The 21,042-nt window shown below is 70.8% G+C and carries 20 protein-coding genes and 2 riboswitches; of the genes, 10 read left to right on the plus strand and 10 right to left on the minus strand.

Going from position 1 to position 21,042, the window contains the following annotated elements; genetic code table 11:
- Window positions 1–35: 35 nt before the first annotated feature.
- A riboswitch (glycine riboswitch) is annotated at window positions 36–145 on the minus strand.
- Window positions 146–240, minus strand: a riboswitch (glycine riboswitch).
- A 66-nt stretch (window positions 241–306) separates the two neighbouring features.
- Window positions 307–1,482: a MarP family serine protease gene (locus AC3WLZ_RS10275; RefSeq protein ID WP_492469963.1), complete on the minus strand. Its 1,176-nt coding sequence runs from the start codon at window positions 1,480–1,482 to the stop codon at window positions 307–309.
- Window positions 1,483–1,589: 107 nt separating this feature from the next.
- Between AC3WLZ_RS10275 and AC3WLZ_RS10280 the strand changes: the two genes are divergently transcribed.
- From AC3WLZ_RS10280 to AC3WLZ_RS10305, 6 genes are read left to right on the plus strand one after another with little or no spacing between them, the layout of a single operon-like run.
- A complete protein-coding gene (locus AC3WLZ_RS10280; RefSeq protein ID WP_492469964.1) occupies window positions 1,590–2,312 on the plus strand; it encodes an NUDIX hydrolase in 723 nt (240 codons plus the stop codon).
- A gap of 12 nt (window positions 2,313–2,324) precedes the next feature.
- Window positions 2,325–3,656 carry a quinolinate synthase NadA gene (gene nadA / locus AC3WLZ_RS10285; protein ID WP_492469965.1) on the plus strand — a complete coding sequence of 444 codons (1,332 nt, stop codon included), beginning with the start codon at window positions 2,325–2,327 and terminating at the stop codon, window positions 3,654–3,656.
- Window positions 3,653–5,164 (plus strand): L-aspartate oxidase, encoded by a 1,512-nt coding sequence (nadB, locus tag AC3WLZ_RS10290; RefSeq protein WP_492469966.1) that lies wholly within the window; start codon window positions 3,653–3,655, stop codon window positions 5,162–5,164. Before nadA ends, nadB begins: the two co-directional genes overlap by 4 nt.
- Entirely contained in the window at window positions 5,158–6,015 is an 858-nt protein-coding gene (gene nadC / locus AC3WLZ_RS10295) for a carboxylating nicotinate-nucleotide diphosphorylase (protein WP_492469967.1), read from the plus strand. Before nadB ends, nadC begins: the two co-directional genes overlap by 7 nt.
- Window positions 6,012–7,151 (plus strand): cysteine desulfurase family protein, encoded by a 1,140-nt coding sequence (locus AC3WLZ_RS10300; RefSeq protein ID WP_492469968.1) that lies wholly within the window; start codon window positions 6,012–6,014, stop codon window positions 7,149–7,151. The genes nadC and AC3WLZ_RS10300 overlap by 4 nt, the downstream gene beginning before the upstream one ends.
- Window positions 7,148–8,044, plus strand: coding sequence for a glycosyltransferase family 2 protein (locus tag AC3WLZ_RS10305; RefSeq protein ID WP_492469969.1), 897 nt, complete (start codon window positions 7,148–7,150; stop codon window positions 8,042–8,044). Before AC3WLZ_RS10300 ends, AC3WLZ_RS10305 begins: the two co-directional genes overlap by 4 nt.
- 103 nt (window positions 8,045–8,147) lie before the next feature.
- Here AC3WLZ_RS10305 and AC3WLZ_RS10310 read toward each other — a convergent pair whose 3' ends face one another.
- Complete coding sequence (locus AC3WLZ_RS10310) at window positions 8,148–10,085, minus strand: ABC transporter ATP-binding protein (RefSeq protein WP_492470965.1); 1,938 nt, start codon at window positions 10,083–10,085, stop codon at window positions 8,148–8,150.
- Window positions 10,086–10,285: 200 nt separating this feature from the next.
- Here AC3WLZ_RS10310 and AC3WLZ_RS10315 point away from each other — a divergent pair, with 200 nt between their 5' ends.
- Window positions 10,286–11,776, plus strand: a complete 1,491-nt coding sequence (locus AC3WLZ_RS10315) for an MDR family MFS transporter (RefSeq protein WP_412924863.1) — start codon at window positions 10,286–10,288, stop codon at window positions 11,774–11,776.
- Between the two features lie 70 nt (window positions 11,777–11,846).
- Here AC3WLZ_RS10315 and AC3WLZ_RS10320 read toward each other — a convergent pair whose 3' ends face one another.
- On the minus strand, window positions 11,847–11,978 hold the full coding sequence (locus tag AC3WLZ_RS10320; RefSeq protein WP_412924864.1) for a hypothetical protein: 132 nt from the start codon (window positions 11,976–11,978) through the stop codon (window positions 11,847–11,849).
- Window positions 11,979–12,130: 152 nt separating this feature from the next.
- Here AC3WLZ_RS10320 and AC3WLZ_RS10325 point away from each other — a divergent pair, with 152 nt between their 5' ends.
- The gene (locus AC3WLZ_RS10325) at window positions 12,131–12,679 is read left to right on the plus strand and encodes a type 1 glutamine amidotransferase domain-containing protein (RefSeq protein WP_492469970.1); all 549 of its coding nucleotides are present in this window, start codon (window positions 12,131–12,133) and stop codon (window positions 12,677–12,679) included.
- Window positions 12,680–12,758: 79 nt separating this feature from the next.
- Here AC3WLZ_RS10325 and AC3WLZ_RS10330 read toward each other — a convergent pair whose 3' ends face one another.
- Both AC3WLZ_RS10330 and AC3WLZ_RS10335 read right to left on the minus strand, forming a co-directional pair.
- Window positions 12,759–13,577 carry a DNA-formamidopyrimidine glycosylase family protein gene (locus AC3WLZ_RS10330; RefSeq protein WP_492469971.1) on the minus strand — a complete coding sequence of 273 codons (819 nt, stop codon included), beginning with the start codon at window positions 13,575–13,577 and terminating at the stop codon, window positions 12,759–12,761.
- 13 nt (window positions 13,578–13,590) lie between these two features.
- Window positions 13,591–15,006, minus strand: a complete 1,416-nt coding sequence (locus AC3WLZ_RS10335; RefSeq protein ID WP_492469972.1) for a flotillin family protein — start codon at window positions 15,004–15,006, stop codon at window positions 13,591–13,593.
- Between the two features lie 174 nt (window positions 15,007–15,180).
- On the opposite strand from AC3WLZ_RS10335, the gene AC3WLZ_RS10340 reads away from it, so the two are divergent.
- Window positions 15,181–15,588: a glucose-6-phosphate dehydrogenase gene (locus tag AC3WLZ_RS10340; protein WP_412924868.1), complete on the plus strand. Its 408-nt coding sequence runs from the start codon at window positions 15,181–15,183 to the stop codon at window positions 15,586–15,588.
- A 55-nt stretch (window positions 15,589–15,643) separates the two neighbouring features.
- On the opposite strand, the gene AC3WLZ_RS10345 is transcribed toward AC3WLZ_RS10340, so the two are convergent.
- Window positions 15,644–16,609: an aldose 1-epimerase family protein gene (locus AC3WLZ_RS10345; RefSeq protein ID WP_492469973.1), complete on the minus strand. Its 966-nt coding sequence runs from the start codon at window positions 16,607–16,609 to the stop codon at window positions 15,644–15,646.
- 78 nt (window positions 16,610–16,687) lie between these two features.
- Window positions 16,688–16,858, minus strand: coding sequence for a CsbD family protein (locus AC3WLZ_RS10350; RefSeq protein ID WP_412924870.1), 171 nt, complete (start codon window positions 16,856–16,858; stop codon window positions 16,688–16,690).
- 142 nt (window positions 16,859–17,000) lie between these two features.
- Between AC3WLZ_RS10350 and AC3WLZ_RS10355 the strand changes: the two genes are divergently transcribed.
- Window positions 17,001–18,362, plus strand: coding sequence for a D-alanyl-D-alanine carboxypeptidase family protein (locus tag AC3WLZ_RS10355; protein ID WP_492469974.1), 1,362 nt, complete (start codon window positions 17,001–17,003; stop codon window positions 18,360–18,362).
- Window positions 18,363–18,412: 50 nt separating this feature from the next.
- Here AC3WLZ_RS10355 and AC3WLZ_RS10360 read toward each other — a convergent pair whose 3' ends face one another.
- Genes AC3WLZ_RS10360 through AC3WLZ_RS10370 form a run of 3 tightly spaced genes read right to left on the minus strand, consistent with a single transcriptional unit; the run spans window position 18,413 to window position 20,934 of the window.
- The gene (locus AC3WLZ_RS10360) at window positions 18,413–19,027 is read right to left on the minus strand and encodes a response regulator transcription factor (protein WP_492469975.1); all 615 of its coding nucleotides are present in this window, start codon (window positions 19,025–19,027) and stop codon (window positions 18,413–18,415) included.
- Window positions 19,024–20,412, minus strand: coding sequence for a sensor histidine kinase (locus tag AC3WLZ_RS10365; protein WP_492469976.1), 1,389 nt, complete (start codon window positions 20,410–20,412; stop codon window positions 19,024–19,026). The genes AC3WLZ_RS10360 and AC3WLZ_RS10365 overlap by 4 nt, the downstream gene beginning before the upstream one ends.
- Complete coding sequence (locus AC3WLZ_RS10370; protein ID WP_492469977.1) at window positions 20,413–20,934, minus strand: hypothetical protein; 522 nt, start codon at window positions 20,932–20,934, stop codon at window positions 20,413–20,415. It abuts the gene before it with no gap.
- Between the last annotated feature and the right edge of the window lie 108 nt (window positions 20,935–21,042).

Consider the following 21,042-nt stretch of genomic DNA (forward strand, 5'->3'; position numbering starts at 1 on the left):
TCGCAAGGACGGTCAGACGCCGGTCGACGCCTGAGAACTCCCCCTCTGTCATGAACCTGAGAGTTTCGCCCGGGCGTCGTGCGGACGCGGGCTTTCACCGTCGGCGGACCCGAACTTGGAGGCCCGGATCTCTTTCCAGAGTGGCCCGATCGAGGCGGTACGCGTACCTGAGAGATTGGCGGGGAGGCTTGCTCCTTCGGTGCCCGGCTGCGTTCGCCGGAGCTCTCCCGCATCGATCATGGGGCCGGTGTGGACTTGTGGGCGCCAGCATATCCGAGGCCGCGCGTCGACACAGCCCATCGGTGGTCAGCGCGTCGTGCAACTCCCGGATGCCACGGGTGCCGACAACGATCCGAGTTGCGACAGCACGGGCTCGAGCTCTGCGGAGGTCATCGCGTAACCGACGTTGTCGTCGGTCTCGGATCGGGCGAAAACCACCCCGGCCACGTCGCCGGTGGAGGTCAGCAGCGGTCCGCCGGAGTTGCCGGGGCGCACGACCGCGTCGAGCGCATAGATCTCGCGAGGAACGGACTGGTCACCGTAGATGTCGGGGACCGGCACGGTGCCCTCGGACACCACCTGGGCGTTCCCCGAGGTGAAGGGACCTCCGTACGGATACCCCTGCACCACCGCCGCGGATCCGACGGCGAGCGCGGGCACGACCGGGAGGGCCGCGGCATCCAATCCGTCGACCGCGATGACGGCGAGGTCGTCGGTCGGGTCGAAATAGATGACCCGTCCTTCTTTCGCGGGCTGGCCGGGGAGCTCCACGAGCGGCGCGTCGACGCCCGCGACGACGTGCGCGTTGGTGACGACGCGGTCGTCGGCGACGACGAACCCGGAGCCGCTCGCCGTGATGCCGCACGCGTAGGCCGTGCCGGTGATCCGTGCCACCGACTGCGCGGCCTGGGTCAGCGCGGGGTCGTCGAGGGCGATCACCGGGGCGTTGGGGACGGGCCCGATCTGGATCAGCTGTCCGAGTCGCGGGATGCCGTCGGCGAACACGGCGCCCCGCAGTTCGGCGAGCGCCGAGCGGACGGGATCGGGAGTGAGGCTGTCGATTGTGCGGACGACGGTCGAGGAGGCGAGGGCGGCGGACACGACCGGAACGCCGGCGGTGGTCAGGGTGCCCGCGAAGAACGACAGCGCGAGTGCGGCGGCGGCGAGGTTGACGATGCCGCCGAGGATGCGCTCGGGCACGCGCAGCTTGATGCGGTCGGCCCCGTGGCGCAGGGTGTTGCCGACGGCTGCGCCCAGGGCCGCACCGAGAAGGAGGAGCAGGACACCCGCGGCGACGATCGCCGCGCCGCGCCACGCGGGCTCGGTGACCCACTGCCCCACGTACGGGATCAGCCAGAATGCGGCGATCCCGCCGAGCGCGAGGCCGGCGAAGGAGCCGATCGTGGCGAGGAATCCTCGCGAGATGCCCACGATGAGCGCCAGTGCGAGGAGCACGATCAGCACGATGTCGACAACCGGCATCCGTACCTCCAGGGTCTTCCGTCAGCGTACGCGGCGCCCCTGGGAGAGTCCCATTTTGACCTTCGTGTCAGCATGACACTAAGATCGAGGCCGGAGATATGGTCACAATGACACGAACCCCTGCCCCCGCCCCCGTCGACGCGGCACGCGTCGCGGTGTCGACCGTGATCTTCAGCGTGCGTCGCGATGTCGACGACGAACCGGTGCTCTCGCTGCCCCTCGTCCGCCGCACGCGCGACCCCTTCGACGGGCACTGGGCCCTCCCCGGCGGATGGCTCGACCCCGCCGAGAGTCTGGATGCCGCGGCCTCACGCACCCTGGAGGAGACGACGGGTCTCACGCCGAGCTACCTGGAACAGCTCTACGCGTTCGGCGCGGTCGACCGCTCCCCCACACGCGTGGTGTCGATCGTCTACTGGGCGCTGCTGCGCTCCGACGAGGTCGACGCCCAGGTGGCCGCGCACGCGCGCGAAGGCGGCGCCCCCGAGAACGTGGAGTGGTTCGACGCGACGCACCTGCCGGCGCTCGCGTTCGATCACAACGACATCGTCGAGTACACGCTGTGGCGTCTGCGCAACAAGGTCGGCTACAGCCGCATCGCCCACGGACTCCTCCCCGACGAGTTCACCCTCGCCGATCTGCGCGAGGTCACCGAGACGATCCTCGGCCGACGCCTCGACCCGGCGAACTTCCGTCGGCAGATCGACACCTCCGACACCGTCATCCCGACCGAGCGCTTCCGAACCGGAAGCCACCGACCCGCCCGTCTGTACCGCTACAACCGTGACGTTGAACTCGCCGACCGCGGCCCGCTCACGTCCCGTCACTGATCGGACCGTCTCATGACCCTCACCTCCCTCACCCTGCAGCCTCGCCCGGCGATCGACCCCTCGGTGGATCACGTCATCCAGGCGATCGTCTCCGGCGCGTCCACGGACGCGACGTGTACGACCGACCTCGCGGTGGGGCCGTGGGACTTCGACACGCGTCCCGGTTACGGTCCGGGGTCGTCGATGGGCGATGTCATCCCCACCGGCGCGCCGCGGCAGGGAGAACTCCCCCGCGAGTACCGCGAGGCGTCCGACGACGAGCTCGACGCGCGGGTCCGCGCGGCGAAGGCGACGCTCGGCGACAGGGTCGTCGTCCTCGGCCACTTCTACCAACGCGAAGAGGTCGTCCGGCACGCCGATTACGTCGGCGACTCGTTCCAGCTCGCGAACGCCGCGAAGGCGCACCCCGAAGCCGAGGCGATCGTGTTCTGCGGCGTGCACTTCATGGCCGAGACCGCCGACCTGCTGTCGCGGCCCGCGCAGTCCGTCATCCTGCCCAACCTCGCCGCCGGCTGCTCGATGGCCGACATGGCCGACATCGACCAGGTCGAAGAGGCCTGGGAGCAGCTCGCCGATGTGCTGGGCGATCTGGAGACCCCGGATGCCGACGGCCTCCTCCCCGTCATTCCCGTGACGTACATGAACTCCAGCGCCGCCATCAAAGGCTTCGTCGGCCGCCACGGCGGGATCGTCTGCACGTCGTCGAACGCCCGCACCGTTCTCGAATGGGCGTTCGCCCGCGGACGACGCGTGCTGTTCTTCCCCGACCAGCACCTGGGCCGCAACACGGCCAAGGCGATGGGCGTGCCGCTGGACCGGATGCCGATGTGGAACCCGCGTCGCCCGCTCGGGGGATCGACCGCGGAACAGCTCGAGGACAGCCAGGTGATCCTGTGGCACGGGTTCTGCTCGGTGCACCGTCGGTTCAGCGTCGCCCAGATCGACAAGGCCCGCGCCGAGCACCCGGGCGTGCGCGTGATCGTGCACCCCGAGTGCCCGATGGACGTCGTGGATGCCGCCGACGAGGCCGGATCCACCGACGTCATCCGCAAGGCGATCGCCGCGGCCGAGGAGCCCACCACCTTCGCCATCGGCACCGAGATCAACCTCGTCCAGCGCTTGGCCGCGCAGTTCCCGCAGCACGAGATCTTCTGCCTCGACCCCGTGGTGTGCCCCTGCTCGACGATGTACCGCATCCACCCCGGCTACCTCGCGTGGGTGCTGGAGTCGCTCGTCGCGGGCGAGGTCGTCAATCGCATCACCGTTCCCTCCGACGTCGCCGAGCCCGCCACCCTCGCACTGGAGCGCATGCTCGCCGCGAAGCCGAACGGTGCCGTGAAATGACCGACGTCATCGTGGTCGGCAGCGGCATCGCCGGGCTCACCGCGGCTCTGCACGCGGCCGAGAAGGGATGCCGAGTCACGGTCGTGACCAAGGGCGCCCTGGCCGACACCAACACCCGCTGGGCGCAGGGGGGTATCGCCGCGGTGACCGCGCCAGAGGACACGCTCGACTCGCACATCGCGGACACGCTCACCGCGGGCATGGATCTCAACGACCCCGACGCCGTGCGGACGCTCGTCAGCGAGGGACCCGATCGCATCGCCGAGCTCGTCCGACGCGGGGTGGTGTTCGACCGCGCGGCCGACGGCGACTTCGCGCGCGGTCTCGAGGCGGCGCACGCCAGGCCCCGGGTGCTGCACGCCGGAGGGGATGCCACCGGCGCGGCGATCCAAGCCGCGCTCGGAGCCGCGGTGCGGGCGAGCGCCGTCGAGGTGCACGAGCACACGCTCCTGCGCGATCTCGTCGTCGAGAACGGACACGTCGTGGGAATCGACGTCGAGTCGGGCGGTGCCGTTCGACGCCTGCACGCCGACGCGGTCGTCCTCGCCACGGGCGGCGCCGGTCAGCTCTACGCGCACACGACGAACCCGGTCTCCGCCACCGGCGACGGCATCGCCGCGGCCCTTCGAGCGGGAGCCGCCGTCGCCGACCTGGAGTTCGTGCAGTTCCATCCCACGGCTCTCGCCGCCGGCGAGCCGTTCCTCGTCTCCGAGGCCGTGCGCGGCGACGGCGCGATCCTCGTCGACGACGCCGGACGCCGTTTCACCTTCGATTCCCACCCCGACGGTGAACTGGCTCCGCGCGACGTCGTCGCCCGCGCCAATGCGCGCGCGATGGCGGCGCAGGGCGACCGACCGGTCCGGCTGGATGCCACCGTGCTCGGCGCCGAGCGGCTGGCGCGGCGGTTCCCCACGATCGATGCGGCGGTCCGCGAGCGCGGACTCGACTGGTCGCGCGAGCCGATTCCGGTGACCCCCGCGGCGCACTACCTGATGGGCGGTGTCGTGACCGACCTCGACGGCCGGACCACGGTGCCCGGGCTGTACGCGGTCGGCGAGACGGCGCGCACCGGTGTCCACGGCGCCAACCGCCTGGCATCCAATTCGCTCCTCGAGGGTGCCGTGTTCGGCGCCCGCGCGGGGGAAGCGGCCGCCACGGACACCGCGTGGCCGAAGGTGGACTCCCCCGCCGCCGTTCCGCTCCCGCGGCTGACGCCGGCGACCGACGCTCCCGCCTTCTCCCGAGAGGCGCTCCAAGACCTGATGTGGCAGCACGCGGGACTCGTGCGCGACGCGGCCGGTCTGCGGCGCGCCTCGGCCGTCCTCGCCGCGTGGAACACCGAGCCGCGTCCTCGGAGCACGGAGGACGACGGGCTGCTCCTTCTCGCGCGGCACGTCGTCGCCGCTGCTCTCGCCCGCACCGCATCGATCGGCGCGCACTTCCGCTCCGACGAGGATGCCGCCGCGGCGGCATCCGCTCCCGTCCCCCAGGAGGCCCTCGCATGCTGACCCGAGCCGCGATCGATCGCGTCGTCTCCGCCGCCCTGGAGGAGGACGCGCCGTGGGGCGATCTCACGAGCGAGACCCTCATCCCCGCCCATGCGACGGCGCGCGCGGAGCTCGTCGCCCGCGAGATCGGCGTCTTCAGCGGAGCCGAAGTGTTCCGCGCCGCTTTCACGTTGACCGATCCGACCATCGCCGTGGAGGTTCGCGTCGCCGACGGCGCGGAGTTCGTGCCCGGCGAGGTGCTCGCGGTGGTGACCGGTCCGGCGCGCGCGGTGCTGACCGCCGAGCGCATCGGGTTGAACTTCGTCCAGCGCATGTCGGGCATCGCCACGCTCACCAGTCGCTATGTCGCGGCGGTCGCGCACACGGGTGCTCGCATCGTCGACACGCGCAAGACGACGCCGGGGCTCCGAGCCATCGAGCGCCAGGCGGTCCGCGACGGGGGCGGCCACAATCACCGGTTCTCACTCTCGGATGCCGTCATGGCCAAGGACAACCACCTCGCCGTGCTCGCCGCGAGCGGCCTGCCGCTCACTCAGGCGCTCGAGAGTGCGATCGCGCGCCTCCCGCACACCACGCACGTCGAGGTAGAGGTCGACCGCCTCGACCAGATCGACGCCGTCCTGGCCGCGGGCGTCGACACGATCATGCTCGACAATTTTTCGCTCGACGACCTGCGCGCGGGCGTCGAGAAGATCGCCGGGAGCGCGATCGTGGAGGCCTCGGGCGGCGTGACGCTCGACACCGTCCGCGCGATCGCCGAGACCGGCGTCGACGTCATCTCCGTCGGGGCGCTCACGCACTCGGCCCCCGCGCTCGACCTCGGCCTCGACATCCGCATCCACACGTCGTGAGCCTCTACCTCGACAACGCCGCGACGACCCCGGTGCGCCCCGAGGTCCTCGAGGCCATGGCGCCGTACCTCACCCGGTGGTTCGGCAATCCCTCGAGCCATCACGAGGTCGGCGAGGCCGCCGCATCCGCTCTCGAGGATGCTCGCGCGCGCGTCGCCGCGATCCTCGGCATGCGGGCGGGTGACATCGTCTTCACCTCCGGCGGCACCGAGTCCAACAACACGGTCATCAAGGGGCTGGTCCTCGGCTCCCTTCCCCGCGGCAGGCGACACCTCGTCACGACGGCGATCGAGCACGAGTCCGTGCTCGCCTCGGCCGACTACCTCGCACGTCTGCACGGCATCGAGGTGACGTACGCCCCCGTCGACGAGACCGGAACCCTCTCCCCCGACGCCCTCGCCGCTGCCCTGCGCGACGACACCGCGCTCGTCAGCGTCGGTTACGCGAACAACGAGATCGGCACGGTCCAGGATGCCGCGGCCCTCGCAGCCGTGACCAAGGAACGGGGCGTGCCGCTCCACCTCGACGCGGTCCAGGCGGCCGGCTGGCTCCCGCTCGCCGGGCTCGGGGCCGACGCCCTCACGATCGCGGGCCACAAGATCGGCGCTCCCAAGGGCACCGGCATCCTGGCCGTGCGTGGCCGCCTGCCGTTGGAGCCCCTCCTGCACGGGGGCGGGCAGGAACGAGGGCGCCGCTCGGGCACCCCCGACGTCGCGGGCGCGGTCGCGATCGCGACGGCGCTGTCGCTCGCCGAGGCTGAGCGGTCGGCGGAGGCCGAACGCGCGGCCGGGTTCCGCGACGCGTTCATCGGCGGCGTGCTCGCTGCCGTCGTCGGCGCGCGGCTCACCGGGCACCCCGACCGCCGCCTGCCCGCGACCGCCAGCTTCGTCTTTCCGGGCGTGAACGGCGAGACCGTGCTGCTCGAGCTCGAGCGCCGCGGAATCGTCTCGTCCAGCGGCTCGGCGTGCGCGGCGGGGAGCGAGGAGGCGTCCCACGTCTTGCTCGCCCTCGGCATCGACCTCGACGTCGCCCGTACCGCCGTGCGCTTCACCTTCCCGCACCATATGACGCAGAATCTCGACGCCGTGGCAATCGCCGTCGCCGAGGCGGTGACCGCCGTAGGATCACGCGGGTGAGTTCCCCCGCGATCACCGTGATCGTTCCCGGTCGCGACGTGGCCGGGTTCGCCGGTGAAGCCCTGCAATCGCTGCGAGCGCAGTCGCTCGACGCCTGGCGCGCCGTCCTCGTCGACGACGGCTCCATCGACGACACCCGCCGTCTGTTCGCCGACGCCGCGTCGGCCGACCCCCGCTTCGTCGTGGTCGAGCACCGCGAACCGAGGGGCCTCGGAGCCGCCCGCAACAGCGGCCTCGACCGCGTCGAAACGCCCTACACGGCCTTCCTCGACGCCGACGACCGCCTCCGCCCCCACGCGATGGAGCGCCTGTGGTCGACGATCGAGGCTTCGGGCAGCGCCTTCGTCGTCGGCGCGTACGTGCGTCTACGACCGGATGCCGACGGCCCCGGGTACACCGCGGGCTCGGTGCAGCCGTGGGTCGCCGCTGCCACCGACCCCGCCCGCACCGGGACGACACTGACGGAGCACCCCGCGGCATCCGGGAACATCGTCGCGTGGTCGAAGCTCAGCCGGACCGACTTCTGGCACACCCACGGCCTGCGCTTTCCCGAGGGGCGGTACTACGAGGACCAGGTCGTCGCTCAGCGCATGTACACCCTGGCCACGGCGTTCGACGTCGTGCCCGACGTCGTCGTCGACTGGCGCGAGCGTCGGGACGGCGGCTCCATCACGCAGAGACGCAGCGAGATCGGCGTGCTGCGCGACTATCTCGACGCGCTCGGCGAGGGTATCGCCGTGCTGCGGGCGGCGCGCGCCGACGCCGCCGTGCGCGAGCGCGGTCGCCTCATCCGCACGCTCGACCTGCCGCCGTTGCTGCGGATCGCCGAGACGCACCCCGACCCGGCGTACCGGATTGCGCTCGAGGCGTTCATCGAGACACTGCCGGCGTAGACGGAGGCGGGCGAGGCCGCGGCGCTCGCGCCGGTCGTCAGCGCGGCTCAGGCCGGGGGCTGATCGCCCCGACGGGACCGTTCGCGCCGGTCGTCAGCACGGCTCAGGCCGGGGGCTCATCGCCCCGACGCGACGTCAGCGCTGGACGGGCGAGGTCGGCTCGGTCGCGCTCCTCTTCCGTGAGGACGAAAGACGCCGCCAGCTGTTCGGCGGCCAGACCCGCGTAGAGGCCGCCGGCCATGAGCAGTTCGGAGTGAGTGCCCGATTCGACGATGCGACCGGCATCGACCACGTGGATCCGGTCGGCGCCGATCACGGTCGACAGACGGTGCGCGATCGAGAGTGTCGTACGACCGTGCGACGCTGTCTCCAACGCTTCCTGGACGATGCGCTCCGACACGGTGTCGAGCGCGCTCGTCGCTTCATCGAGCAGCAGCACGGGCGGGTCTTTCAAGAGCACCCGCGCGATCGCGATGCGCTGCTTCTCTCCGCCCGAGAGCCGATAGCCGCGTTCGCCCACGATCGTGTCGTACCCGTCTTCGAAGCCGGAGATGACGTGGTGGATGTTCGCCGCGCGGCACGCCGCTTCGATCTCGGCATCCGTCGCGTCGGGTTTGGCGTAGCGGAGGTTCTCGCGAACCGTGGCGTGGAACAGATAGGTCTCTTGCGAGACGATCCCGATGTTGTCGATGATCGACGCCCGCTCCAAGGTGCGGACGTCGGCGCCGGAGAACATCACCGAGCCTCCGCTCGCCTCGTACATGCGCGGCGTGAGGTAGAGGATCGTCGTCTTCCCCGCCCCCGAGGGACCGACGAAGGCGACGTGCTGGCCGGGGTCGACGGAGAAGGAGACACCGTCGAGCGTCGGTCGAGCCTGCTCGGGAGCATCCGGGTAACGGAAGACGACGTCACGGAACTCAACGCGGCCGACGGGGCCCGGTGCCGCCGACACGGGAAGGGCGTCGGGCGAATCCGCGATCGCGGGCGTGAGGTCGAGGTACTCGAAGATGCGGGCGAACAGAGCCGACGAGGTCTGCACGTCGAGTGCCACGCGCATGAGTCCCATGAGGGGCATCAGCAGACGCGCCTGCACCGTGGTGAAGGCGACGATCGTCCCGGCCGTCAGCGTCCCCGCGCCACCGCTCACGAGGAGTCCGGCCACGAGATAGATGATCGCCGGGACGCTCGCCATGATGACCTGGACCACGGCGAAGAACCGTTGACCGCTCATCGCCTGACGCACCTGGAGGCGCACCTGGTTGGCATTCTCGGCGTCGTAGCGCTCGGACTCGGTGCGCTGGCGATTGAAGGATTTCGACAGCAGGATGCCGGACACGCTCAGCGTCTCCTGCGTGATCGCCGACAGTTCGGAGAGCGACTCCTGTGTCTGCGCCGCGATGCGCGCCCGCACCTGGCCCACGCGGCGCTGGACGAGCACGAGGATGGGCATGATGACGACGGCGATGAGCGTCAGCCGCCAGTCGATGAGGACCATGGCGACGAGCGAGGCGACGACCGTCACGGAGTTGCCGAGAATGCTCGTCACGGTGTTCGTCAGCACGCCCGAGACGCCACCGACGTCGTTCTGGAGCCGCGACTGGATGACACCGGTCTTCGTCCGCGTGAAGAAGCCGAGCTCCATCGCCTGCAGGTGCTCGAACAGCCGCACGCGCAGATCGCCCGTGACGCGATTGCCGACGGTGGCCGTGAACCAGGTCTGCGCGACACCCAGCCCGCCGGACAGGACGAAGAGCCCGATCATGACGGCGACGAGGGAGGTCAGCAATCCGATGTCGACCGGGGAGCCGTCGACCGGGAAGAGGGCGTCGTCGAAGATGCGCTGCACGAGGAGCGGGGGGATGACGGCCACGGCGGCACCCACGACGACGAGGATGACGGTGGCGATGATGCGTGCGCGGTAGGGCCGGAAGAGGGCGGCCACACGGCGGCCCAGGTCGGGCACGCGGGGCGCTTCCGCGTTGCGCTGGCGCTGACTCTCCGCGTAGACGCCGCGGAACATGCTGCCACCCGCGCCGCCCATGCTCATGCCGGTCAGCCTACGTCCGACGGCCGACATCGGGACGCGCGGAGCGATGTCACAGGCCACCGATAGACTCGGCGTTCGCGACCGGCATCCGCTCCTTTCCCCGAGCAGGGAATACCCGGCCGATCGCCTCCGTTGACCTCCACGTTCGTCGCCTTCGGTGACGCCACGACGCCCTCCCTGGATTGGATCTCGCCATGGCCGCCACCACCGGAACCCCCACCGCCCCGCCGACCTCCGACACCGGAGTGACGGCCGAGCAGAACCGGGTGATCTGGCTGCTCCTCGTCGCCGCTTTCGTGGCGATCCTCAACGAGACCACGATGAACGTGGCGATCCCCCACCTCATCCGCGACCTGAGCATCACTGCCGTCGCGGCGCAGTGGTTGACGACGGCGTTCATGCTCACGATGGCCGTCGTCATCCCTGTCACCGGCTTCCTCCTGCAGCGATTCACGACCCGTCAGGTCTTCATCACGGCGATGAGCCTGTTCTCGCTCGGAACGCTCGTGGCGTTCCTGTCGCCCGGCTTCGAGCTGTTGGTGGCCGCGCGCGTGATCCAGGCGTCGGGCACCGCCATGATGATGCCTCTGCTCATGACGACGCTCATGACGATCGTGCCGCCGCAGCACCGGGGCCGCATGATGGGCCGCGTCAGCATCGTCATGGCCCTCGCGCCCGCGATCGGGCCGACGATGTCGGGCCTCGTCCTCGACTCCCTCGGCTGGCACTGGATCTTCGGGATCGTTCTGCCGATCGCCCTCGTCTCCCTGTTCATGGGTGCCCGGTGGATCCGCAACCTCGGCGAGACCCGTGAGGCGCCGATCGACGTCCTGTCCGTCGTCCTGTCGGCACTCGGATTCGGCGGCATCGTGTTCGGACTCAGCCAGATCGGCGGAGGCCACGGCGGCTCCACGGAAGCCGCTGACGCCGGCGCCGTCGCAACGGTGACCCTCGTCGCGTCCTTCGCCGTCGGCGTCATCGCGCTCGCGCTGTTCGGGTGGCGACAGGTGCGCCTGCAGCGGAAGGATGCCGCGCTGCTGGATCTGCGCGTCTTCCGGTCGCTGAACTTCACACTCTCGGTCGTGCAGTTGGGCGTCATGTCGCTCGCGTTCTTCGGAGCGATCACCCTCGTGCCGTTGTACCTGCAGAACGTCCTGGGTCGCACGGCGCTGGAGACGGGACTGGCCGTCCTTCCGGGTTCTCTCGCGATGGGCCTGGCGGGTCCGCTGATCGGTCGGATCTACGACCGTCGCGGCACCCAGATCCTGCTCATCCCGGGGGCGATCATCACGAGCGTCGTGCTGTGGTTCTACTCCACGGTCGGCACCGACACGTCGTTCGTGCTGCTGGTCGTGGCGCAGACCGTGCTCTCGATCGGTCTCGCCCTGTCGTTCACGCCCCTGTTCACGGCCTCCCTCGGTTCGCTCGCCCCGCGGTTCTACTCCTACGGCTCGGCCGTCGTCGGAACCGTTCAGCAGGTCGCCGGAGCGGCGGGCATCGCCCTGCTCGTCACCGTCATGGCGGGCGTCTCGGCAGCCTCGGGCGGCGGGGTCGAAGGCGATGCCGCGGGCGCACGCATGGCCTTCATGATCGCCGCGATCGTCTCGCTGCCGCTGATCGTCGGAGCCTTCCTCATTCGCAAGCCCGCCGACATCATCGAGGGCGCGGCGCCGATGGCGCACTGACGCGCGGGCGTCACATCTCAGCGAAGGCTTCTGCCCGGGCGTCGGTTCGAGACGACGGTAAGTCCGTTGATCAGGACAGAGAGCAGGATCCGCCGCCGCAGCAGGACGAGGGAGCGGGGGCGTCGTCGTCGACCGGAGGGGTCAGAAGCGTCAGAAGCGGCTTCGACGGCGTCTCGGTATCAGGAGTGGTGTCACCGGACATCCCTTCATGGTACGCCTCCGCCCACCAAACGGCGCGGGCGCGACGAAACCGCTCCCGCTACCCCCGGCTACCGGCATCCGCAACCCCCGCTGCCGCGCGCGGATCGGTTCTTACCGTGGAGGAATCCCCGACCACCATCGAGAGGAGTCCTCATGACGGACCTCACCGGCAAGCGCGTCGCCTTCCTGCTCACCGACGGCTTCGAAGACAGCGAGTTGACCAGCCCCTGGGAGGCAGTCACCGCTGCCGGAGCCGAGGCGGTACTCGTCTCTCCCGCGGAGGGCAGCATCACCGGCGAGAACGGCCACGAACAGAAGGTCGATCTGCCCGTCGGGTCGGCGACGGCCGACGAATTCGACGCCCTCGTGCTGCCGGGTGGAGTGCAGAACGCCGACGACATCCGGATCGTGAAGGATGCCGTGCACTTCGCGCGCGCGTTCTTCGACCAGCACAAGCCGGTCGGTGTCATCTGCCACGGCGGATGGATCCTCACCGAGGCGGACGTGCTGAAGGGCCGCACGCTCACGAGCTACCCGACGCTCCAGACTGACCTCCGCAACGCCGGCGCCACGTGGGTCGACGAGGAAGTCCACGTCGACCAGGGGCTCGTGTCGAGCCGCAACCCCGATGACCTTCCCGCGTTCAACGCGAAGCTCGTCGAGGAGTTCGCCGAAGGCGCGCACTCCGGCCAGACGGCCTGAGCATCGCCGTCGCGTGGGGCCCCGGGCTGCGGCTCGGGGCCCCACGCCGTCCCCGGCCGCGGCGCTTGACCGGTCGCACTCAGGCGGGCGCGGGCTGACAGGTCGGGCAGTACTGCCCGCCGCCCTTCGTGCCGGGGACGTCCTCGATCGTTCCGTCCCCGCGAGGGCAGGGCTCGCCGGTGCGGCCGTGCACGCGCATCGCGGCGACCTTCGCCGCCTTCTGCTCCGCGATCGGAACGCCCGTGCGCGCTGCGACGGCCTCGTCGAGAACCTCGCGCAGCGCCTCGTGGAGCCGCGTGACCTCCGCGTCGGTCAACGCTGCGGCGTGCGCGAGCGGAGACAGGCGCGCGACGTACAGGATCTCGTCCGAGTAGGCGTTTCCGATCCCGGCGAGGGACTCCTGCTCCTGCAGCAGCGCCTTCAGCTGCTTACGCCGCTTCCCGAGAGCGCGGACGAGATCCTCCCGGGAGAACGTCGGGTCGGCGGCATCCGGTCCCAGTTTCGCCACGGCGGGCACGTCCAGCGGATCGTCGACGACGTGCAGTTGCACGGACAACCAGTCGCCCGCGTCGGTGATGCCGAGCACGCCGTCGTCGAACGTCACGCGCGCGATCACGGCCGCCCCGCCATCGGGCGAAATGGATGCCGCGCCGTCGTCCCACGTCGCCCACCCCGCGCGTCCGAAGCCGACCGAGAGATGCGTCCCCTCGAGGTCGACGTCGATGTGCTTGCCGAAACGCGTGACACCGGTGACCGACCGTCCGACGATCTCGTCGAGGGGGCGCGCCCGCGTCTTCATCGCGCGGAACTCGGTCATCTCGACGGAGCGAACGACGTGGCCGGTGAGACGCTCACGCAGGAACAGCGTGAGCGCCTCGACCTCGGGTGCCTCGGGCACGATCGGCTCCTCGTCAGACTCCGGGCTCGGATGCCGTCGGCGCCGTCGCCGCGGCGGAACCGGCGGCCGCGGACGGAGGCTCCGTGGGGCGCCGCGACGCATCCGCGAAGGCGTCGGCCACGGCGCGACCCTGGATGATCGCGGTGAGGTCGATCCCCGTCGCTGCCCGCACCGCCTCGAAGGACGAGCGCAGTCCCGCCGCCGATTCGGCGGCCAGGTGACCGCTCGCGCCTTCGCCCCCGAGCACGGTGACGTTGCCGACGCGGTCGTAGCCCTTGGCGAACTCCGCCATCATCGGCACGAGCGCCTCCAGCGCCCGCTGCGCCAGCAGCGCCTCCTGGTTGTGCGATAGTGCCTCGGCCTCGGCGCGGATCGCCTCGGCGCGAGCCTCACCGGCCAGGCGCACGGCCTGCGCGTCGGCCTCGGCTCGCACACGCACCGCCGCAGCCTCCTGCTCGGCGATCTGGGCGCGAGCCTCTGCGGCCTTGATCTGCGCGTACGCCTCGGCGTCGGCATCCTTCTGCCGCTGGTACAGGTCGGCGTCTGCGACGCGGGCGACCTCGGACTCCAGGCGCGCCTGCGTGTTCTGCGCCTCCTGCTGCAGAACGGCCTGGCGGCGCTCGGCGCGCGTGAGGGCCTCGGCCTGCTCGGCCTCGGCATTGGCTCGACCGACCTCGGCCTTCGCGGCGGCACTGTTCTTGTCGAGCGCGGTCTGCTCGATGAGGTTCGCCTCGTCGGTGGCGATCTGCCGCGCGCGGATCTCGCGCACGGCGTTGATGCGTGCGACCTCGGCCTCGCGCTTGACGCGCTCGACCTCCGTGGCACCGAGGGCGGCGATGTACCCGTTGCTGTCCGTGACGCCCTGGATCTGGAACGAGTCGAGGATGAGGCCCTGCGACGACAGGTCGGCCTTGATGCCCTCGGCGATCTGGTCGGACAGCCGCTGCCTGTCACGCATGAGCTCTTCGACCGTCAGCGTCGCGACGACACCGCGAAGAGCGCCCTCGAGCTGCTCCGTCGTGAACTGCTCGATGGCCTTGTCCTGGGAAGCGAAACGTTCGGCGGCGCGACGCACCGATTCGGGATCCGACCCGATCTTCACCAGAGCCACACCGCTGACGTTCACGGTGACGCCGTTGGACGACTGCGCGGTCGGCTCCATCTTGATCTGACGAGCGCGCAGCGAGATCATCTCGCCGCGTTGCGTGAGCGGGTTCACGATCGCTCCGCCACCGGTGATGACCGTGATGCGGGAGGAGTTGCCGTCGGCGGCGCGCTGGCGCTTACCCACGATGACAAGGGCTTCGTCGGCCTTCGCGACGCGGTACCACCCGCGGACGAGTCCGGCGATGATCAGGATGACGACGATGACGACGACGAGAGCGATGACGACGACGAGACCGATCGCCCCCAGAGCGGCGATTTCCATGCTTCTCCTTCGATCGGCGCCGCCCGAGGCGACGCGGGGGGAATTCCTCCCAACCTATCGGGCGGGTCTGACGCGGTGTCCAGCCCCCGTTCACTCCGGCGACGACGCCGCGGCGCCGCGAGGGCGCGTACCGTGGAGGGTGAGGCGGCCCGAACCGCCCAAGAAGGGTCCCCCATGAAGATCGTCTCGTCCTCGGACTGGCGGGATGCCATCGCGTTCGACGTGCCCGTCGTCGTCGCCGATGTCGTCCCCGGTGAACCCACGCGCTGCGTCGGGTGCGGAGCCGATGGTGAGCTGTTCGACCGCAGCGAGCTGTGGGCGGTCAAGCACCGCCACCCGAAGCACCACGGCGGCTTCGTGCGGTTCTACTGCGCCGAGCACAAGCCCGCCCCGGCACCCGCGCCGCCGGCACCCGTCGAGCTGAAGAAGCCGCGCGCTGCCGCGCCGCGCGCCGAGCGCCGCACCGCCTCGCCGAAGGCCGTGGCGGTCACCGACCGTCCCCTGCGCGCCATGTGCCCCGACTGCTTCGTCGAGGTCTCGGCCGACGGCGTGTGCGGGATGTGTGGCACGCAGGTCGTCTGAGCCACCGCAGAACGACGCCGCCCCGGTTCATCGACCGGGGCGGCGTCGTTTCGTGTCAGCGGGCCGAGATCGTCCAGCCGACCTCGTGGCTCTCCCCGGGAGCGAGGGCGATGAGGCCGGTCGCGAAGTCGTAGGCGTCGTCGTTGAACGCGTCGGGGGCGCAGGTCATGGGCTCCACCGCCAGTCCCGCACGGTGCGCCGCGGACGCCGGAGCCTCGGGCCGGTCCGCCGTGTGGATCTGCACCCACGCGCAATCGGCAGCCCACGTCATCGCCACGCCCGTGCCCGAAGGGTCGGTGAGCGTCACGGTCGCCCGACCCTCGGCATCCCGGATCAAGTCCGTGAAGGCGTGGTCGATCTCGACCGCACCGAGCACGCGCGGCGCCCGGAAATCGAAACGCTCGGCGTCGACGGCGACGGATGCCACGCCTACGGGCGACAGACGGTCCGGCGTGACCTCGAGAACGGTGTCGGCCGGGAGCTCGAGGACCCAGGAGTCGAGCGCCCCGGGCCCGGCGACCAGATACGGGTGCGGACCCGTTCCCCACGGCGCCGCCGTCGGGGAGTGGTTCGTCGCCCGCACGGTCTGAGTCAGCCCGTCGGGGCCGAGACGGTAGGTCGTCGAGACCTCCACCCACCAGGGGTAACCGGTCTGTGCGGGGACGGTCGCGCTGAGGGTGACAGTGGCGTCGTCCGTGGCGATGACGTCCCAGTCCACCCAGCCGAGAAGCCCGTGCAGCGCGTGACCGCGGGCGGGTTCGGTGAGCGCGAGCTGGTGCTCACCCCCACCGAAGTGGTGAACGCCGTCGACGACCCGGTTGGGCCAGGGGGCGAGCGTGGCGCCGCGGAAATGGGGCCGTACCTCATCGGCGGCGAACGGGACGACGAGATCGCGCCCCTCGTGGGTCAGGGAACGGAGGGAGGCGCCGACGCTCGCGATCGCGGCTTCATAGCCGTGGGCGCGGAGGACGACGGGGGTTCCGGACACGGTCGTGGTCACGGACGGAGCGGCATCGGTCATTCGGCCATTATCCCGATCGCCACGCCCGCGAAACGACGAACGCCCCGACCTTCGTGGTCGGGGCGTTCGCGAGACGGCTTACTTGAAGGCGTCCTTGACGTTCTCGCCGGCCTGCTTGAGATCGGCCTTGGTCTGGTCGGCGTGGCCCTCGGCTTCGAGGCGCTCGTTGCCCGTGGCCTTGCCCGTGGCTTCCTTGGCCTTGCCGGCGACGTCCTCTGCGGCGTTCTTGATCTTGTCGTCGAGTCCCATGTCGACTCCTTCCGCTCGTTCAGCCGGGGATTTCCCGAGTTCCCCACGCTAGGCGCGTCGCTTCGGATCCTCGGGGGGCTTGAAATTCGTCCCCGCGTGGGGACGCGGACCCGACGGGTTAGGTTCGATGAGGGGGGATGTCATGGGGGGAACGCAGCAACGCACGGACGATCTGACGTCGTTCGAAGAACTGATGGACGACGCGCCCGGGGCGACCGGCTCGGGGCGGGCGGCGCGCATCACGCTGATCGTCGTGCTCGTGTCGATCCTCGTGGTGCTCGCCGGAGGCGGCGGCTATGTATGGTGGGCGTCCGCCGCGCCGCTGGCTGCGCCGACTCTGACGACACAGCTCCCCACGGCTGCGCCGGGCGAGGCCGCCGCCGTGCGCCTCCCCGCCGACGGAGCGATGCGCGTGAGCGTGACGGGTGGAGAGCAGTACCTCGGAGCCGATACCGAGGGCGCGTGGGCCGCCTCCGGCGGCGACGACCCCCGGCCGATCGCGAGCATCGCGAAGCTCATCACCGCGCTCGTCGTCTTGGATCGGCATCCCCTGAACGACGCGAACGACCCGGGGCCGACCGTGTCGTTCACCGAGGCCGACACCGACCTCTACGACCAGTTCTACGTGCGCGGTGCGACGATCGCCCGGATGCCCGACGGGTTGCGGCTGTCGCTCCATGACTCCCTCGCCACGATGCTTCTCCCCTCGGCCAGCAATTACGCCGTCGCCATCGGCCGGTGGAGCTTCGGGTCCGAGGGCGCGTACGTCGACGCGGCGCGGGCGTGGCTGAGCGCCAACGGCCTCTCGTCGACACGGATCGTGGATGCCACCGGCATCGACGACCGCAACACCTCGACACCGCGCGACCTCGTCGCTCTCGGCAAGATCGCAGAGGCGAATCCCGCTCTCGCCGCGATCGTGGGCATGTCCTCGATCTCCCTCCCGAACGGCCCCGGAACGGTGAGGAACACGAACGACCTCCTCGGCACCGAGGGAGTGCGGGGTCTGAAGACGGGCAACCTCGGCGAGGGCACGTTCAACCTGCTCTTCAGCTCGCAGCTCGACGTCGGTATCGGACAACCGCTCCAGATCACCGGCATCCGGCTCGGCGGAGCCACGCACGACAGCACCGATCAGGACGTGGCGACGTTTCTGAAGAGTGTGCGGGCGGGATTCCACGACGTGACGGTCGGTACCGCAGGAGACGAGATGGGAACCATCACCACCCCGTGGGGCGCCTCCGCCCGTGTCGTGCTGGCCCGGACGACCACCCTGCTCACGTGGTCGGACACCCCCATCGCGACGACCTCCGCCATCGCGACACCGCGAACCTGGGCCGACGGCGAGAAGGTGGGCAGCATCACGTGGACCGCGGGACCGAACACCGCCTCATCCGACGTCACGATCGTCGGCGCGCTCGAACAGCCGACGCTGTGGTGGCGCCTGACGCACCCGGGCGACCTCGGCTCGCCGTTCTCACCGCAACCGGCCGCGACACCCTGACCGACTCCGCCGCGACCGACGGTGCCGATCCCCCGCACGGGTGACGTTCGTCAGCGGGTGAGATTGTCGCGGGCCCAGAGCGCGGCACTCGTGCGATCTGCGACGCCGAGCTGCCGGAAGATGCTGCCGAGGTGCGCTTTGACGGTGCGCTCGGAGATGCCCAGTGCCGTCGCGACCTGCTTGTTCGCGAGCCCGCCGGCCACGAGGCGCAGCACCTCCTCCTCCCGGGCGCTGAGCCCGGTGCCCGACTCGGCGGTTTCGGGGAGGAGCGCTCCGGCGACACGCGCGTCGAGCGGCGCGTGTCCCTCGTAGACGGACCGGACCGCCGCGCGCAGCTCCGCCGGCTCGGCATCCTTCAGCTGGTAGCCGGTCGCACCGGCGGCGACCGCTCGGCGAACGTGTTCACGATCCCCGAACGAGGTCAGGACGAGCACCCGGATGCCGGGAGCCCTCTCGCGCACCGCGCGCGTCGCCGCGACCCCGTCCATCACCGGCATCGACAGGTCCATCACGACGACGTCGATGTCGAGCGCGCCGACGAGCTCGACCGCCTCGGCGCCGTGCGCAGCCGTACCGGCCACGACGATGTCGCCGTCCGCGGCGAGCACCGACGAGAGGCCCTCGCGGACGAGTGAGTGGTCGTCGACGACGAGGACGCGGATCATGCGGGCTCCCGGGAGGGGTCGTGGGCGGGCAGGCGCAGGCGCCACCGGGTTCCGCGTCCGGGGGCGGTCGACAGGGCCAGCTCGGCACCGGCCTCCGCCGCGAGGTCCCGCAGGACACGCGTGCCGAGGTGCCCGTCAGCAGGCGGGCGATGCATCAGCGTCGGGTCGAAGCCGGGCCCGTCGTCGCGAACGCACAGCACCGTGTCGTCCCCCACCCGCGTGATCGAGATCGTCACGGTACAGGGTGCGGCGTGTGTGACGGCGTTGCGCAAGGCCTCCTGCGCGACGCGGTAGAGCAGGCGTTCGTGCTCCTCCGGCAGGTCGTCGAGAGGTGCCCGGAGATCGAGGACGACATCGGCGCCTCGCGTCCGCGCCGTCGCCGCCAGATCGCGGAGAGCGGATGCCAATCCCGCGGCGCCGAGGCTCTCAGGGTAGATGTCGACGAGGAGAGAGCGCAGCACGCGCACGTTGCCCCGGACCGCTCCGGCGACGTCGCGCATGCGGGCGGCCGCCTCGTCCTCGCCGCGGCGGTCGGACTCGACGGCCGCGCTCTCGGCCCCGTAGCTCGTGCCGACGAGCTCTTGCACCGGTCCGTCGTGGAGCGTCCCGGCAATACGGCGACGCTCGGCGTCCGAGGCATCCACGGCCCGCTGCAGCAACTCGGCACGCCGGGCTTCGGCTCCGCGCAGTTGCCGGAGCAGCGTCCAGACGATCGGCGCCGTGAGCACCACGAGGAGGAGCAGGCTGCTGAGCGTGACGCCGGTGAAGCCGCGCCATAGGTCGGCGGAGCGCGTCGCGACGGGCTCGTAGGGGTAGTAGACCTCGAACAGCACCTGCTGACCGCCCGGCGTCCACATCGGACGGTAGACCTCCAGCAGCTTCGAGCCCTTCTCGAACACGTTCTCGTCCTCCGAGAGGTCCGACACCGCCGCCCGCGTCGACGGGGTCTCGAGCGCGGCACGCTGCGCATCCTCCAGGGCGAAGGTGCGGCCGATGAGCTGCGGCTCGTCGGCGTAGAGCACCTGTCCTTCGGTGCTCCAGATCTTCACGCGGATGACATCCTCGCCGAGGATCTGCGCGCGCACGGTGCCGTCGAAGGCGGCGACGGCGGCGGGATCCCCCTCGGCGAGCGCATCGGTGAGGACCGGACGCACCACGGCATCGGCGAGGACGTTCGTCACCTGGGCTGCGTCATTGACGGCCTCGCGCTCCGCGAGCCACTGGGCGCCGAATCCGGCGAGCGCCGCGACGGCGACGAGGACGGCCGCGAGACCGGCCGCCAGGCGCACGAGCACGGCGCGTGTCGACAGTCGACGCGGCGCCGTGCCGGCCGTGCGGGCGGTGACGAGCACCTCCCACGGCGGATCGAGGGGGTCGGGCGTCACTCAGTCGTCTCCCCCGTGTCCGCCGCTCTCGCCGCCGTGCTTTCCGCTGTCGTCGGACGCGTCGTCGTGATGGCTCCCGCTGTCGTCTCCGCCTCGGTCGTCGGTCGATCCGGGCGCCGCGTCATCGGTCGACGTTCCGCCCTGCACCGCACGGTCGTCGCCCTGCTCGATGCGCTCATCGCGCGGGACCGACCCACCGCTGTCGTCCCCGGACTCGACCCGCTGATCGCGCGGGACGTCGCCGCCGTGGTCATCGACGACGGATCCGCCGGACCCGGTGTCCGCGGAGGGTGCGTATCGGTCGTCGCCCTGCTCGACGCGCTGATCGCGCGGAACGTCGCCGCCGTGATCATCGGACGAGGGCGAGGGCGAGGGCGACGGCGACTGCGTCGCGACGACCACCGACGTGGGTACCGGCACCGGCACCGATTCCGCGAACGACGCGTTGCCCCACAGCCCGATCGCCGCGGGCGCGGCAGCGAGCGCGAGGGCACCCGCTCCGATGAGGATCCGCTTCTTCATGGCATCCGTCCTTTCCGCCCATTGTCACCTGCGACACGGGCTGTCGGTCTCCACCCTGCGCGGATCGGCGCCAGCCGGCCATCGGACGATGGTCGTAGTACCAAGGTC

The organism is Microbacterium sp. FW305-3-2-15-F-LB2, assembly GCF_058787255.1.